Origin of the sequence: Bradyrhizobium sp. AZCC 1588 (genome assembly GCF_036924735.1) — a bacterium.
GTDB lineage: Bacteria > Pseudomonadota > Alphaproteobacteria > Rhizobiales > Xanthobacteraceae > Bradyrhizobium.
Genome location: NZ_JAZHSC010000001.1, coordinates 1,170,666 through 1,185,880, shown reverse-complemented (window position 1 = coordinate 1,185,880; position 15,215 = coordinate 1,170,666). Strand labels below are relative to the sequence as shown.

Here is a 15,215-nt window from a genome sequence, read left to right as displayed (position 1 = left end):
TATGTTCTCATGAGGATTTCCGTCAGATCTCGCGGGTGAACGGTCGGGATGGCTATGACAGCCACGATCCTCCATGCAGACCTGGACGCCTTTTATGCCTCGGTTGAGCAGCTCCTCGACCCTTCGCTACGCGGTAGACCCATCGCGGTCGGTGGCGGGGTTGTGCTTGCCGCTTCTTACGAAGCCAAGGCCTTCGGGGTTCGTAGCGGCATGCCGGGACGGCAGGCGCGTGAACTGTGTCCACAACTCATCTTTGTCGGCGGCCATTTCAAGGACTACCAACGGCTGGGCGACGCCGCCATCAGGGTGATCGGCGATTTCACACCCCTTGTCGAGCGGATTTCCATCGACGAGGCCTTTGCCGACGTTGCGGGCTGCACCCATCTTTTCGGTGTACCTGCTGAAATTGCGGCGGCAATCCGCCGGCGCGTACGCACCGAGCTTGGCCTGCCGATCTCAGTGGGTGTCGCGCGCACCAAGCATCTGGCAAAAATCGCTTCGCAGGTGGCCAAGCCAGACGGGCTTGTGGTTGTCGATCCCGACACCGAACTGGAATTCCTTCACGAACTAACCGTCGAGCTGATGTGGGGAGTGGGTCCGGTCACGAAGGCGCGGTTGGCCGAGATCGGCGTGTTGACCATCGGGCAGTTGGCCAAGACACCAGGATGGTCGCTCGAACGGTTGCTCGGTCCCGCGACAGGCGAGAAACTCGCGGCGCTGGCGTGGAATCGCGATCCGCGGCAACTCAAGCCTCATCGCCGGGCCCGATCGGCCGGGGCGCAGTCAGCGATTGGCAGGAAGCCGGCCGAAGAGCAGGTTATTCGACCCACCTTGCTTCACCTTGCGGACCGCATCGCCGCGCGGCTCCGGGCGAAGTCCAGGCCCGGCCGAACCGTGACGGTCCGCGTTCGCTTCGCCGACCTGCACTCGGTCACGCGCTCGGTAACGCTCGGTGCGCCGATCTCCGCGACCGTGATTCTCGCTGGACTTGCCGAGGAACTGGTGCGCGCGGTCCTCGCAGATCACCCGGACGAGAAGATCATCTCGCTGTTGGCGATCTCCGTATCGCATCTCGAGGAGAACTGGGATTTGGAGCTGGAACTCCCGCTCGGACTTGAAGATGAAGCGCGTCGTCCCGGCAGCAGGCTAGGCATGGCCCGTTGGACGGCAGACTGTGCTGTCGACAAGATCCGCGATCGCTTCGGATGGGATGCGATCGGATACGGCTCGGCAACGCTGGGTGTTTCGCGTTCGGTGCCTGACGAATTTCGTAAACTCGCCGAAAAGAATTTGTAGCCTCCGCCGGCACCTGGATCACGCGCTGGATCGGCGAAGTGTTTCCTGCGCGGCAACGCGCCGATAGGCGGCGAGGCCTACTGTTTCGGTCTTGCGCTCGGACTCGCGGCTGTTTCCCTGGTGCCGCAGCTTTACCGCCCGCGCTTCGCCGTATCGCTCGGCTTCAGTCATCAACGCGCGGTATTGTCGCCCATGCACGGCCTCGAGGTCGATACCGGCACAGGTGAGCTGCTGTGTGAAATCCGCCATCGCGTGGCGCTGATCACGCTGAACCGGCCCGAGGCGCGCAACGCCTTGTCCGATCAATTGACCCCCGCACTGCGCCGCATGATCAGGCAGTGCGGCGAGGATTCCAGCGTCGGCGCATTGGCTCATCACGGGGGCTGGAGCTGCTTTTTGCGCCGGCGGCGATGTCAAGGGTATGGGGAGCAATGTTGCCAAAGCCGAAGCGCGTCGCTCCCCTGCTACTCAATCCCACTATTTTCTCCGCTGAACTGGGATTTTCCACGAATCCCTACGACTGAAGGTGGCGTCCTCGGCAGATGGGCGCTCAAGTCCGGATCTATGCCCTTATGAAGTCGCTCGGCCAACTGCGTGGCTTAAATTGCGTCTATATTGGAGGGGACTAACGCTCATTTCCGTGCGGAACATGAATATGAAGGCTGAGGTCGATGCATACCCGAGACGCAACGCAATCTCTGTAATTCAATCGCCTTGAACAGGCGGACACGCTGACGCCAGGCGCGCAAGCTCATGCCCACTTCGCGTTCAAAATGCCGGGTCAGAGTTCGTGCAGACATCCCAATCTCCCGCCCCCATTTGTCAGCGTGACGAGGATTGGCTGGATCGTTGGGCGGTGCCAGAGCGATCGTCACCACGATTGGCCATGTTCAGTCGGTTGCGGCGCTCATGGACGTTCTCGCCCCGCAGGGAAAACTGGTACTGTTGGGCGTGGCAAAGGACCCGTTGCCCGTGTCGGCGGACCTCTCGTCCGGGGCGAGCGCAGCCTGCTGGGATCGATAACGGGCACGCCCTTCGAAAACGAAAGGACGCTCGATTTCAGCGTGCTCGCGGGCGTACGTCCGCGCATCGAGATCATGCCATTGGAGAGAGCCGCGGAGGCGGTCGCACGGATGAAGTCCGGCCAAGCCAACTTCAGAATGGTGTTGACCATGAGGGAGGAGCGAAATGCGCATCAATGATGATCTGACGATTCCGGTGATAGTCCATGCCGCGCAGCTTCCATGGACATCAAGCCCGGCAGCTGGCGTCGACCGGCGCATGCTGTTTCGCATCGGCGACGAGGTGGCGCGCGCCACCTCGATCGTGCGATACGCACCGCGCAGCGCGTTCCCCCGCCATACGCACGGCGGCGGCGAGGAGATCGTCGTTCTCGACGGCGTCTTCCAGGACGAACACGGCGATTACCCGGCGGGCAGCTACTTCCGCAACCCGCCCGGGACTTCGCACGTTCCCGCATCGAAGGACGGTTGCACGATCTTCGTTCGCCTTTGGCAATTCCGGGACGCCGATCGCGACCAGATCGTACGACGGCCCGCGGAAGGTCGTCCGCTCGAGCCGAGATCGGGGGCTGCGAGCGCGATCGAATTGTTCGACGACGCATTCGAAAACGTACGTTTCGAGACCTGGATGCCGGGCAAGACGATCATGGTCGAGAACGCACGCGGGCTCGAAATGCTTGTTCTCGCGGGGAGCCTGTCGATCGGCGACCAGATGCTGACCTCGCAAAGCTGGGTCCGCTTGCCGGCCGGACAAGCGCTGCGCGCCGTCTCCGGTCCGGAAGGCGCGGAGGTCTGGGTGAAGGAGGCTCCCCTGCTTCATCCGGACGTCTGCCGACTGCCTTGAAGCGATTAGGCCGAAGGCTATGTCCATCATGGCGAGCCATTTCGCGAATATTGGGTGTTGCGCCTCGGGAATTGAACTTGCTCAGTAACATTCGAAGCATAGCTCGATCGCATCCTGAACGCGGGAAATTTACCAATGCTATCAAGGTGCGAACGGAAGAGGAAAATTCAGAAGGCTCATTGATTTTGCTCATCTATTCAGCGGACTTTGATTCCGCCATTCGGTTCGATCCCTCCCGCCCCAGCCAGGGCTCAAAGCGCCAGTCCGGCACGACCGCGGCGCCCTCTCGTGCCGGGTGCGCGGCAACTCGTCGGCAACCCGATGCGCACAAGCAGATTGCGGCGGACTCCGTTGACGACGCCGCGCAGGGACACGACATATCCTGTACCGTCGATCCAGGTCACCGCTCGGGAGCAAGATATGAACGCGCCGCCAAAAATCGATCCCGTTACCGCGCGTTCTGACCGGGACGTGCTGCACTGGCTGACAAACGACACGCGCGATGAGCGCTTCATTGACAATATTTTCGCTGAGCTGTGTATCCGGCTCCAGCGAGCAGGCATTCCCGTCAAGCGGGCGTCGCTTCATATCCTGATCCACCATCCGCAATGGCTTGGCGCACGGATCATGTGGGCCGACGGGATGCGCGAGGCGGAGATTGCGAGGGTCGACTACGACGTCAGGGAGCGATCCGAGTACATCGGCAGTCCCGCCAACGAAGTCCATGACGGTGCCACCGAGGTGCGCGAGAATCTCGAACGGGACCCCTCACTGGGCCGCAAGCACGCCGTCTTTGACGAGATGCGGGCGAAAGGCCTGACCGACTATGTGGCGTGGCCGCTATACCATACGCTCGGCAAGCGGCATATCGTGACCTTTGCAACCGACCGGCCAGGAGGTTTCGACGACGCGCATATCGCCAGCCTGTGGGAACTGTTGCCTGTTCTGGCGCTGGTCAGCGAAATCCGTGTCAAGAACCGGCTGGCGCGAACGCTGCTCGAAACCTATGTCGGGTCGCATGCCAGCGAGCTCATTCTAGCCGGCGCCACCAGGCGCGGCAGCGGGACGACGGTACGCGCCGCCATCATGATCTGCGATCTGCGTGATTTCACCAGGATCTCCGACAACTGGCCGCGCGATGACGTCATTGATCTTCTGAACGGCTATTTCGATGCGATGTCGGAGCCGATTGCGCGACATGGCGGGGAAATACTGAAATTCATCGGCGATGGTCTGCTTGCCATTTTTCCGCTCAGCCAGTCGTCGGCCTGCGCAAATCTGCTGCATGCCGTGGCTGAAGCCCGTCAGGCCATGCTTGTCCTCAACGAAAAAAATAGCGAAACCGGTCGTGAGCCGCTGAATTACGGCATCGGCGTCCACGTCGGAGACGTCATGTATGGCAATATCGGGTCGCGCAGCCGGCTCGACTTCACGGTCATCGGTCCTGCGGTCAACATGGCTTCGCGTCTCGAAGCGCTCACCAAACAGTTGGGAAAAACGGTGCTGCTGTCCCGCGCGTTCGCTGATTTCGTCGAAAACGATTTCGATCTCGAACGCGTCGGCGAATATCCGGTGCGCGGCTTCAACGACCCAATCGAGCTGTTTGCGTATCACGGCTGAACGACGATCTATCGCCAGGTGCCGGGCCGCCGCCCCACGGGCCACCAACATTGATTCGCGCGCAGGCCATTCAGCGCAGTCGCTCCCCGATGTTGCCGGGCTCGATCCTCCGTGGAGGCTGCTTCTATTTGGAAGCGGCTGCCAGGCTATTGAACGGCTACGGGCCGTCTTGAAGCATTTTTCCAAATTCGCCTTGAAATCATTGGATAATTTCGCGGATTTCGATTCCGCCATTCGGAAGTTCGATCTCTCCCGCCCCGGGCAGGCGCTCCGCCGAATTCGGCACCCTCAATTGCCATTGGCGCGGGAACAATGCACGGCCGCAAGAACGGTGCTATTGAGATGCTTCCCTTGCGACATCAACGGAATGCATCACCATCCAGGCACCCATGACCCCGTTCTTGTCGCGCTGTCAGTCCTGATCGCCGCGCTTTCTTCCTACACGGCCCTCGATCTCGCGACTCGCATGCGGGCCGCTTCCGGCTCCGCCAGCCTGGGCTGGCTTGGGGCGGCGGCCGTCGCCATGGGGGGCGGCATCTGGTCCATGCATTTCGTCGCCATGCTGGCGTTCAGCCTGCCCGGCGTCGAAATTTCCTATGATCCGCTCCTCACGCTCCTCTCGCTCGCCCTTCCCATTTTGGTCGCTGCGGCCGCGTTCGTCGTCGTTAGTCAGCGGTCGAACGCGCTCATCATTTCCGGCATTGGAATGGGGCTCGCGATCTCCGGCATGCATTACACCGGCATGGGCGCCATGCGGATGGCGGCTTCGATCCACTACGATCCCCTCTGGGTTGTGCTTTCCATCGCTATTGCGATCGGCGCGTCCATCATTGCGCTGTGGCTCGCCTTTCGCACTACGAGCGTGCTCGAGCGCATATCGGCGGGTGCCGTCATGGGCCTGGCGATCTCCGGGATGCACTACGCGGCCATGCGGGGCTCCTCCTTCGTTGCCACGGATGCCATTCTTGGCCGCGCAGTCCACGGCGCGGTTGGGCAGGCGCCGCTCGCGTTCCTGGTCGCCGGCACCACGATCGTCGTCCTCGTCATCGGGCTCGCCGCGGCCGTGTACGACCGCGCCTCGGCAGAACGTGCCGATCGCGAAGCCGAGGCACTCAGGCGAAGCGAGGAGAAATTTCGCCTGCTGGTGGAGGGGGTGGCCGATCACGCCATCTTCATGCTCGACCCCGAAGGGCGGGTGGCGAACTGGAATCTCGGCGCGCGCCGGCTGATCGGCTACGGCGACGAGATCATAGGTACGCACTACGCCATCCTTCACACCGAGGAAGACCGCGAGTCCGGCGTTCCTGATGCTGTCCTTCAAGAAGCAAAGCGGGAAGGCAAGTCGGCAGGCGAGGGCTGGCGCGTTCGCAAGGACGGCAGCCGCTTCTGGGCCGAGGCGACGATACGCGTGGTGCAAAACGAGCGTGGTGAGGCAATCGGCTACGCCAAGATCGTGCGCGACGTGACGGAACGGCGCCGAGCCCAGGAAGCGCTGGAGCGCACCCGCGATGCGCTCGTGATATCGCAGAAGATGGAGACTGTCGGACAGCTTACCGGCGGCGTCGCCCACGACTTCAACAACATACTTGCCGTGATCCTGGGCAGCCTCGAACTGGCGAAGAAGCGCCTCCAGCCGGAAGATCCCAGGATTCACCGGCTGCTCGATAACGCGATTCAAGGTGCGCTGCGCGGCGCCTCGCTGACCCAGCGCATGCTGGCGTTTGCGCGCAAGCAGGACCTCAAGCCCGTCGTCGTGGATGTCCCGGAGCTGGTGCGCGGAATGGCGGCTCTCCTGAAGTTTGATCCAGCCATCCGGGTCGAGACCCGTTTTCCGATCGAGCTTTCGAAGGTGAAGGTCGATGCCAACCAGCTCGAGCTCGCGATCCTCAACCTCGCCGTCAATGCGCGCGATGCGATCGCGGCAGGTGGCGGGGTCATCAGCATCGCTGCACGCGAAGAGCATGCCATCGATGGCCTTGCCGAGGGACGATACGTCGCGCTCTCGGTGAGCGACACCGGATGCGGCATGGACGAGGAGACGCTCAGGCATGCGCAGGAGCCGTTCTTTACGACCAAGGGCGTCGGCAAGGGGACCGGTCTCGGCCTCTCGATGGTGAAGGGATTGGCCGAGCAGTCCGGAGGCGTGTTGCTGCTGAAGAGCCGCATCGGCGAAGGGACCACAGCCGAGATCTGGCTGCCTGCCGCTCAGGACGAAAAGGTGGAGGCGCCCCATGCGGCGGAGCCGTTGCGCTCCACGCCGCGCAGCAGTCGCCCGCTTTCCGTGCTGGTCGTCGACGACGACCTTCTCGTCCTCGACAGTGTCGCTGCGATGCTCGACGATCTCGGCCACGCCGTGATCGAGGCGCGCTCCGGCGAGGAGGCAGTCCAGCTTCTGCGCCGAATGCCGAAGATTGACATCGTGGTGACCGATTACGCCATGCCGGGGATGAACGGGTTGCTGCTTGCCGAGGCAGTGGCCGCCGAGCGGCCGGGCACGCCCGTGGTGCTCTGCACAGGATATGCCGAGCTGCTGGGCTCGGTGCAGCCTGATCTGCCGCGCATTTCCAAGCCTTTCGATCAGGCGGCGCTCTTGGCTACCATTGATGAGGTGATGCGCGCACAGGCAGCTTCGCGCTCGGTTTTGACCTTGCACCCGAAGAGAGCCTGACGGTTGATCGGTCTCATCGCGTCTCAGTGAGCCGCCGGAGCGGCGGCTCTTCAGAAAGTCTTGCCGTCTCGTTTGCCACTGATCCATCCTCTTGGCCTAGAGGATTGCGGATTCAATGCCGTCATTTGTGAGATGCTTCACAGACATCGCAGGCCCAGGTTTGATAAAGACCTCCGCGCGGCCTGTCCCAGTGTCGGACCAAAACATGGACATCCGCAAGGACGATCCTGGCGCAAAGCGGACATCGTGAAATGTCAGCTCTCTCAAGCGCAGATACCGTTGCAAGTGCAAATCGAACAAACCCAAGCGCCTGCCGCGCGGTCGATAGACTGTGCTGTGAAGGCTTTGCAGCGGGGGAGCGATCTCCCATAATACTGACCCAACAATGCTCAGTGAGTATTAGACAAGTGGTATTATAGTACGGGTGTTGGGGCAGGCGGCGCTTTCGCTTCAATCACCCCTCATTGCGAGGAGGTTTTTATGGCCGATCGCGCGCGCAATAAGGACGGACTGGGCAAAGCCGTTACGTTCAACGTGATCACGCCGATGAATCGCTTGGGCACCTACTGGGTCCGCCTGTGGCTTTGGATATTCGATAATGTGAAAAGAACTCAGAACACGGCCAGGGCGCTGGCGTTTCTGCCCTTCGTTCATTGGGTCGTGGTGAAGCGTGATTGCTTTCCGCGCGTTGACGACGGCCAGCCAGCGGAAAAGCTCAACTACGATTATTTGTTCTTTCTGAGCACGTTCAACGGCCCATGGGGTCCTTATATCGAGGCCTTCGCCGACGTCCTCTATGCGCCGCTCGACATCGTATGGTTCTCGAGCATTCGCTATCCCATGGCGAGGCCTGTCGGGCCGCTGAAGACGTACATCAAGCGCAACCAGGTCGAGTCGGATCATTCGTACAGCGCTTACCCTGGCGCATCGGTGCGCGACGTTCGTGCAGCCCTCGATGTGAGTCGCGAACTCGAACAATTTCAGAAAAATTCGTGCGACCTGGCGCCCGAAAAATTTGAGACGGAGTTCAACCGCCTGCTCATGAGGGTGCAGAACAAGTTGGGTACGTTCGGTCCCATACCGGAAAAGTAATCCGATCGAGCGGAGTTCGCGTATGGCAAATCAAAACGGCGGAAAATACGGCTTTACGGGTCTGTTTCCAATCACGCCTGGGCAAACAGCCGAGTTGCGCACATTTCTGCGTAAGCTGGACGAGAGCGTGAAATATCCGCGCGGTTCGCCCTTGAGCGAGGTGTCGATCGTCCACATGGCCCGCTTCGTCATGATAGACAGACTTGCCTATCAGGGTACGCCGGCGAAGGTCGATGCACTCAAATCAGCCTATCTGCTGTTCGCCTGTGACTTTGACGGTTTCAGCATCGACGTTCTGATCCGTGCAATGGTCAAGTATATTCCGTGTGAATTAGAGGCCATTTGGCGGCACTGCCGTGGCTTTCCCGGCATCGAGAGCTGTGACGATCTCGCTGCGTATTTCGAGCAATGTCAGATTACAACCAATTTGCTGTTGGCCGACCAGCCCGACGCGAGCGTGAACGATATTCTAAAGGGACTGATGTATCGGCGCCGGCTGGTGAAGTTCATCAAGCACGTTCAGAAAGCGCAGCCAAGTCCGGAAGAACTCAAAGCCCGTTTCGAGAAGATGTGGCGAAGCCTGCAAGCGGTCAGGCCGAGCGCAGGGAAGTTGTAACGGCATAGCGATTGATAGTGGGGCCTGCGATGTTTGATTTCTCCAGTATTCAAGGCAATATTCTCCGTGGCTACGCTTCCTTTCCGCATGCACGTTTCCTTTATTTGTTTATTCGTGATGCGGGCCATGCCAAGCGGTTGATGCAGATCCTGCTGGACGAGGGTCACGTCACTCCCGGCCAGTGGCAGGAAAAACCGGACACGACGCTCAACCTTGCCCTGACCTTCGACGGACTGCGGGCCTTCGGCCTTCCGGAAGAAAGTCTCGCGACTTTTCCTGCTGAATTTCGCGAGGGCATGAAGGTTCGTGCAAAGGTGCTAGGCGATGTCGGCAAGAGTTCGCCGCAACATTGGGATGAGCCCTGGAAGACGAGCCGTGTGCATATTTTGGTGATGATCTATGGCAGGACGATGGATGCGCTTGAGGAGCGCTGCCGAACATTTAGGGAATTGCTGCCGGCTGGCATAACTGAGCTGGGTCCCGATCAAGCCGCCGAATCTTTCAGCAATGATGGCGGGAAGACGCGCCGTGAGCATTTTGGCTTCGCCGACGGGCTGAGCAATCCCGATGTCCAGGACGTACCGCGCGAGGCGGCGGCCAGCAAGGATATAGGCAATCCCGATCACAGCGGGCGATTTAGAAAAATTCCGTTGGGGGAGTTCATCCTCGGCTACCCCGGCGAAGGCGGCGATCTCGCGCCTATGCCGCTGCCGAACCTGCTTGCGCACAACGGCACATATATGGTGTTCCGCAAGCTCGCACAGAATGTGCTGGCGTTTCGAGACTACATCAGAGCGCAAGCAGAGTCGTTTTCCCGGACAATCCCCGGTCGTCTGCCGGATGGCGTAAGCGCGGAAGAATTTCTGGCCGCCAAGATGATGGGACGCTGGCAAGATGGATCTTCGTTGATCGAGTATCCGCACAAGCCGGCAGGGTCTCTCGCCAATGCATTCGCCTATGCCGACGATCCTGCAGGCGCGCGATGTCCATTGGGAGCACATGTGCGGCGCACCAATCCGCGCGATGCGCTCGGGTTCGGCGGCAAGACGATGAGCCGGCACCGTCTGATCCGGCGGGGGATCACCTATGGCAAGTTTCTTCCGCCCGACGAGCGGGATGATGAAAACCGCGGCATCATCTTCATCGCCTTCAATTCCGGCTTCGACCAGTTCGAGTTCGTGCAGCGGTTCTGGGTTAATTTTGGCGACGATTTCGAGCAGGGCAATGACACCGATCCGATTGTCGGCGTTGGCCGACGCGGCCAAATGGTGATCCCGGGCGATGAGGCCACGGGGCGGCGGCCATTCATATGTTTCGACATTCCGCGCTTTGTCGAAACCAAAGGCGGCGACTATTTCTTCGTCCCGAGTCTCGCCGCGCTCAGGTTGCTGGCCTCCGGCAGGGTTCATGCGTCATGACCCGGTCCGGCACCCGTCGGCAGTTCGACGCTCGCGCGAGCGGGAAGCGGCTCATGGTGCGCCTCTTCGGAGATCAGCCGGTCAGCCTCGGCTTTCACGCGCTGCGCCGCTTGCCAGAATTCGGGCAGATGCTGCTGGCGATCGTGCGCCCGGCGCGAACGGGCGACGCGCGGACATCGTCCGCGACGCCGGCGCGATATCGGCAGATTGTGAACGCGCTGGAGCTGCCGCCGGACCGGCCAATGCCGTTGCATGAGCTTGAGCGCGCCGTGCCTGGCGAGGCAACCATGGTCCGGAGCATGGCGCGGATCGCCGCAGAAGCGGTCATTACCAACTATTGCGAGATGAAGGTTTCGAATTGCTGCACTCCTGCGATGCGCGATCAGCACGCCAAAGCGCATGGATGCGTGAAGGCAGAATTCATTGTTCGCGACGATCTTCCTGCCGAGTTTACGACGGATCTGTTTCGTCCGGGCGTTCGCTATCCGGCCACGCTCCGGTTTTCCAACGGCCTCGGCACGGCGGGCAGCGACAGGAGGATCGACGCGCGTGGCTTGTCCATCAAGCTTCACGGGGTCGGGACGGACAGCATTCTTCGTATGCTGGCGCCAGACAAGGCATCCGCCGGCGAACATGATTTCGCGCTCAGCAGTTTTCCGATCTTCTTCTGTAAGAACGTGATCGACTATACGCTGTTTATGAATGCGGTGAGTGCAGCACATGCAACCTGGCGTGAAAAACTCGGCAGGGGGCTGCGATGGCTCGAGTTCGGTGTCCGGTGTCCACGCCAGTCTTACCTGTTCGCGCGAACTGCGGTGAAAGGCCTGCTGACGATCCGCAATCCGCTGACTGCCACCTATCACAGCATGTCGCCGTTTTTGTTCGGCGAGCACAAGGTCGTGCGTTACTTGGTCGGTCCTCCCGATAAGAAAAATGGTGGCGCCGGATGGGGGATGTTTGCGCTTTGGACCCGGTCGCAAAGCTTTCTCCAGGATGCGCTTGTGAGGGATCTGGATCCGCATACGCATCGACCCGGCGATCATGCCGTCGTGCTCGATTTCTCCATACGGATACGGCACGCCGCCACGCCGGATGACGTCGAGGATGCCTCGCGGTGGTGGACCCGCCCTCAAGACGAAGTCGTGCGATTGGCCAGGATTGTCATTCCCAAGCAGAGCTTTCTGGCGCAAGATCAGCTGTACGACTGCGAGCACATGGTGTTCAATCCCTGGAATTGTCTGCCCGAGCACAGGCCGCTCGGCAGCGTCAACCGGATGCGCCTCGCGGTCTATCTTGCCTCGCGGCAGGTGCGACGGAAACTGAACATGGTGGCGTCATGAGCAGCCAGCTGAGGCCCGATCGGTCGGACGGACTTCAGGTGCCGCGGGCGCCGCCGAATGCCGAGAACGAAGCTCTGCACGCCGAACGCCGGCAGCTTACCGTTGTATTTATCGACATCGTCGGATCGACGCCCCTCAGCGAGCGGATCGATCCCGAAGAGTTTTTCGCGGTCATCAGAACCTACCGCGATATCTGCGACGAGCAGATTCGCCGCTACGGCGGTCACATCGCCAGAATGATCGGTGACGGGTTGCTCGCATTTTTCGGCGTCCCGCAAGCCCATGAAAATGATCCCGAGCGCGCGGTCCGCGCCTCCCTGGCGGTCGCCGCAGCGATAAGGGAGCAGAAGTTTCTGCTGTCGGATGGCAGCTTCGTCCGCCTGGGCGTACGCATCGGGGTCAACACCGGGGTGGTCGTCGTCGGCAGCGTGCCCGGCGAGCCCCCCAATCGGCGGGAAGTGTTCGGCAGCTCGGCACATGTCGCTGCTCGCCTGCAAGGGCTCGCCGGTGAGAATGGTGTCGTGGTCGGTTCGAGCACTTACGAGCTGACCCGCGGAACGTTCAGCTACGCGCCGCTTGGCAGACGATCGCTCAAGGGCGTGGAGGAGCCGATCGAAGCCTGGCGTGCAGATGCTCTAGCGTCCAGCGAAAGCAGGTTCGACAGGGCGCAGAGGTCGCCTCTTGCCCCGATGATAAACCGAACCAGCGAAAGCGCATTGCTTGCCGAGATGTGGCAGCAGACAATAGCGGGCTGGGGACAGGCCGGCGTCGTTTCCGGCGAGCCCGGCATCGGCAAGTCACGCCTGATCCGCCAGTTCCGCAGTTCCCTCGATGCATCTCCGCGTGATGTTCTGTCGCTGCAGTGCTCGCCGTTTCACGTCAACACGCCGCTTGCGCCTGAAATCGAGAGACTCACGCGCGCGGCCGGCATCCAGGAGGCCGACGATGCTGAACTCGCATTGGCAAAATTGCGATCGCTTTTGGCAAGAGCCATCCCCGATGTCGAGCACGCACTTCGTTACTACGGAGCGATCCTGTCGATACCCGCCTGCTCAGGATACGAGCCCGCGGATCTAGGATCTCCCTTTGAGCGCGAGCGTACCCTTCAGGTGTTCATCGATGTTCTCATCGCGGCCTCGCGCAAGCGGCCGATCCTCGCAATCGTCGAGGACGTCCAGTGGATCGATCCGACCAGTATCGAGCTGCTGGTACGCGTGATAGCTCACTGTTCCGGCGAGCGGATCATGATCCTGATCACGCATCGCGATGACTACCGGGCCAACTGGTTGTCGGGCGCGGCAGTTCGACGGATCGCTCTCCAAAAACTGCCGGTGCGCGAATGCGAGCAGATGGTCGCCGCGATCGCAGGCAGCGATTTCGTTCCGCGCCGGATTACCAGCCAGATCGTGGAAAGAACTGATGGCGTACCACTCTTTGTCGAGGAGTTTACGCGGGCCGTCGTCGATTCCGGAGCGGTCCCGCGCGCTGCTGATGGCCCGGTCCTGAACGGGAAGTTGCCGGAACCTCTGGTGCCCGCAAGTATTCACGATTCACTGATGGAGCGTCTTGATCGTCTCGGTCCTGCCAAGCGCGTCGCCCAGATCGCTTCCGTCTTCGGAAGGAAATTCAATGATGAAGGCATTTCCAGCGTACTTCCAGGTAAAGGCCAAACGCTGAAACACGCGTTGCGGGCGCTGGAGAACGCCGGGATTGTGTATCGTATCGAGGAGCCTCAAGGCGCGGTCTTCACGTTCAAGCATGCGATGATACAGGAAGTCGCCTACGCGTCGCTGCTCAAAGAGGAAAGGCGCGAGCTTCATGCGCGAGTCGCATCGTGGTTGCTTCAGGAGGTAGCCATCGGAGAGAGCAGCCAGCCCGCCGTGCTCGGCTATCACTATGCGCGTGCTGGCAATATTCAGGAGGCGGTCGAGGCTTGGCTTCAAGCGGGAAAATCCGCGCTGCGCCGATCAGCCACCAAGGAGGCCGTGGCCCATCTTCGCGAAGGCCTTTCGCTCATACCCAAGCTGCCCGCTTCACCACGGCGCTTCGAAGCTGAAATCGCCCTGCAATCCAACTTGGCGATGGCGTACACCGCCAACGCAGGGTGGTCAGATCCGAACGTCTATGGCCCCTACAGTCGCGCACTCAAACTTTGCGCAAACCATGGCACCATCCGCGAGAAGGCGACGGTGCTGTGGGGAAGTACCATAGCAAAGCTAGTCAACTGCGAGCTCACCAAGGGCCTCGAACACGCGCAGGATTTCGTCCGCCGGGCCGAAGAATGGCGCGATGACGAGGCTGCCCTCATGGCGTACGCCGCTGCCGTGATCGCCAATTTCTTTCTCGGCCGTCTGGAGCAAGCGAGCGAGCTCGCGGCGCTGATCGGCGCCCGCTACAATCGTCTTGAGCACGGCAAGCTGGTCCAATTCTATCAGCATGATCCATTGATCGTTTCGCTGGTCTATTCCGGACACATCGAATGGCTGTTGGGTCGGCCCGGCCGGGCTAGAGAGTGCTGTGAGACGGCGCGGCAGCTTGCGAATGAGATCGGGCATCCGTTCATGCTGGCATTTGCCTCGATTCTTGGCGTTTCCGATCACTGGTATGAGCGCGACCTTGCGGCCAACCTTGCCAGCGTCGAGCGCGGCATGAAAGTTGCTGATGAATACGGCTATCCGATGTACCGGGTCATCGGTCCGTTGTGGGCAACCGCTGCGCTAGCGGAACGTGGCCCTGCGCCGAAAGTGCTCGAACAACTTTGCGGGTTGCTAGGCAAGCTACCAGCCCGGTGCATTCAGATGCCGCTCTACCGAATTCTGCTCGCCGCTGAATTCGGACGAATCGGGCAGATAGAAAAGGCTCGAAGCTTCGCTGCTTCGGCCGAATCCCTGATGAAGCAAACCGGCGAACGCTGGGCTGCTCCCGAGATTTTTCGGATTCACGGCTCGCTGCTGTGTTGCGAACCCTTGCGAGACGACCGTGCGGCCATGCGCCTGTTCAAACGCTCGCTTACCTCTGCCAGAAAGCTCGGTGCGGTCGGTTGGGAATTGCGTACGGCGATCAGCATCGCACGTTTGATCTGCGCTGGCGAGAGCGCGTCGGGATGCGCAGAGGCACGAGACCTGCTGATATCGACCAAGGCGAAATTTGCCTCCGCGGAAACTTCCCGCGACTTGGGCGAGGCTGATGACCTGATAAGAGCGTTGGCCTAGCAAGGCGTGCGGCGACAAGGGCGCTTGAGACATGCCGTCCTGGCAGCTTAAGGGGTCCGAAAACGGCGAGCGACACCCTTCGCGCCG

11 protein-coding genes and 1 pseudogene are annotated in these 15,215 nt (G+C 60.9%); 10 read left to right on the top strand and 2 right to left on the bottom strand.

Features of this window, described 5'->3' with window-relative positions; translation table 11 throughout:
* Nucleotides 1-48 precede the first annotated feature (48 nt).
* Nucleotides 49-1,296 (top strand): DNA polymerase IV, encoded by a 1,248-nt coding sequence (gene dinB / locus V1277_RS05650; RefSeq protein WP_334415349.1) that lies wholly within the window; start codon nt 49-51, stop codon nt 1,294-1,296.
* Between the two features lie 18 nt (nt 1,297-1,314).
* Here the strand turns inward: dinB and V1277_RS05645 are convergent, their stop codons facing one another.
* On the bottom strand, nt 1,315-1,545 hold the full coding sequence (locus tag V1277_RS05645) for a hypothetical protein (protein WP_334420545.1): 231 nt from the start codon (nt 1,543-1,545) through the stop codon (nt 1,315-1,317).
* Between V1277_RS05645 and V1277_RS05640 the strand changes: the two are divergent.
* Nucleotides 1,489-1,729: pseudogene (locus V1277_RS05640) on the top strand (enoyl-CoA hydratase/isomerase family protein); the annotation flags it as partial. The gene V1277_RS05645 and the pseudogene V1277_RS05640 sit on opposite strands and share 57 nt — an antisense overlap.
* A 199-nt stretch (nt 1,730-1,928) precedes the next feature.
* Here the strand turns inward: V1277_RS05640 and V1277_RS05635 are convergent.
* The gene (locus V1277_RS05635) at nt 1,929-2,096 is read right to left on the bottom strand and encodes a hypothetical protein (protein ID WP_334415348.1); all 168 of its coding nucleotides are present in this window, start codon (nt 2,094-2,096) and stop codon (nt 1,929-1,931) included.
* A 388-nt stretch (nt 2,097-2,484) separates the two neighbouring features.
* Here V1277_RS05635 and V1277_RS05630 point away from each other — a divergent pair, with 388 nt between their 5' ends.
* The 8 genes from V1277_RS05630 (at nt 2,485) to V1277_RS05595 (ending at nt 15,128) form a co-directional block, all read left to right on the top strand.
* Complete coding sequence (locus tag V1277_RS05630; RefSeq protein ID WP_334415346.1) at nt 2,485-3,162, top strand: cupin domain-containing protein; 678 nt, start codon at nt 2,485-2,487, stop codon at nt 3,160-3,162.
* 420 nt (nt 3,163-3,582) lie between these two features.
* Entirely contained in the window at nt 3,583-4,782 is a 1,200-nt protein-coding gene (locus V1277_RS05625; RefSeq protein WP_334415345.1) for an adenylate/guanylate cyclase domain-containing protein, read from the top strand.
* A 367-nt stretch (nt 4,783-5,149) separates the two neighbouring features.
* The gene (locus V1277_RS05620) at nt 5,150-7,450 is read left to right on the top strand and encodes an MHYT domain-containing protein (RefSeq protein ID WP_334415344.1); all 2,301 of its coding nucleotides are present in this window, start codon (nt 5,150-5,152) and stop codon (nt 7,448-7,450) included.
* 480 nt (nt 7,451-7,930) lie between these two features.
* The gene (locus V1277_RS05615) at nt 7,931-8,542 is read left to right on the top strand and encodes a hypothetical protein (RefSeq protein ID WP_334415343.1); all 612 of its coding nucleotides are present in this window, start codon (nt 7,931-7,933) and stop codon (nt 8,540-8,542) included.
* 22 nt (nt 8,543-8,564) lie between these two features.
* The gene (locus V1277_RS05610; protein ID WP_334415342.1) at nt 8,565-9,158 is read left to right on the top strand and encodes a hypothetical protein; all 594 of its coding nucleotides are present in this window, start codon (nt 8,565-8,567) and stop codon (nt 9,156-9,158) included.
* Nucleotides 9,159-9,187: 29 nt separating this feature from the next.
* Complete coding sequence (locus tag V1277_RS05605) at nt 9,188-10,576, top strand: Dyp-type peroxidase (protein ID WP_334415341.1); 1,389 nt, start codon at nt 9,188-9,190, stop codon at nt 10,574-10,576.
* A gap of 53 nt (nt 10,577-10,629) precedes the next feature.
* A complete protein-coding gene (locus tag V1277_RS05600) occupies nt 10,630-11,916 on the top strand; it encodes a hypothetical protein (protein WP_334415340.1) in 1,287 nt (428 codons plus the stop codon).
* Entirely contained in the window at nt 11,913-15,128 is a 3,216-nt protein-coding gene (locus V1277_RS05595) for an ATP-binding protein (RefSeq protein ID WP_334415339.1), read from the top strand. The genes V1277_RS05600 and V1277_RS05595 overlap by 4 nt, the downstream gene beginning before the upstream one ends.
* The last annotated feature ends 87 nt before the right edge of the window (nt 15,129-15,215 follow it).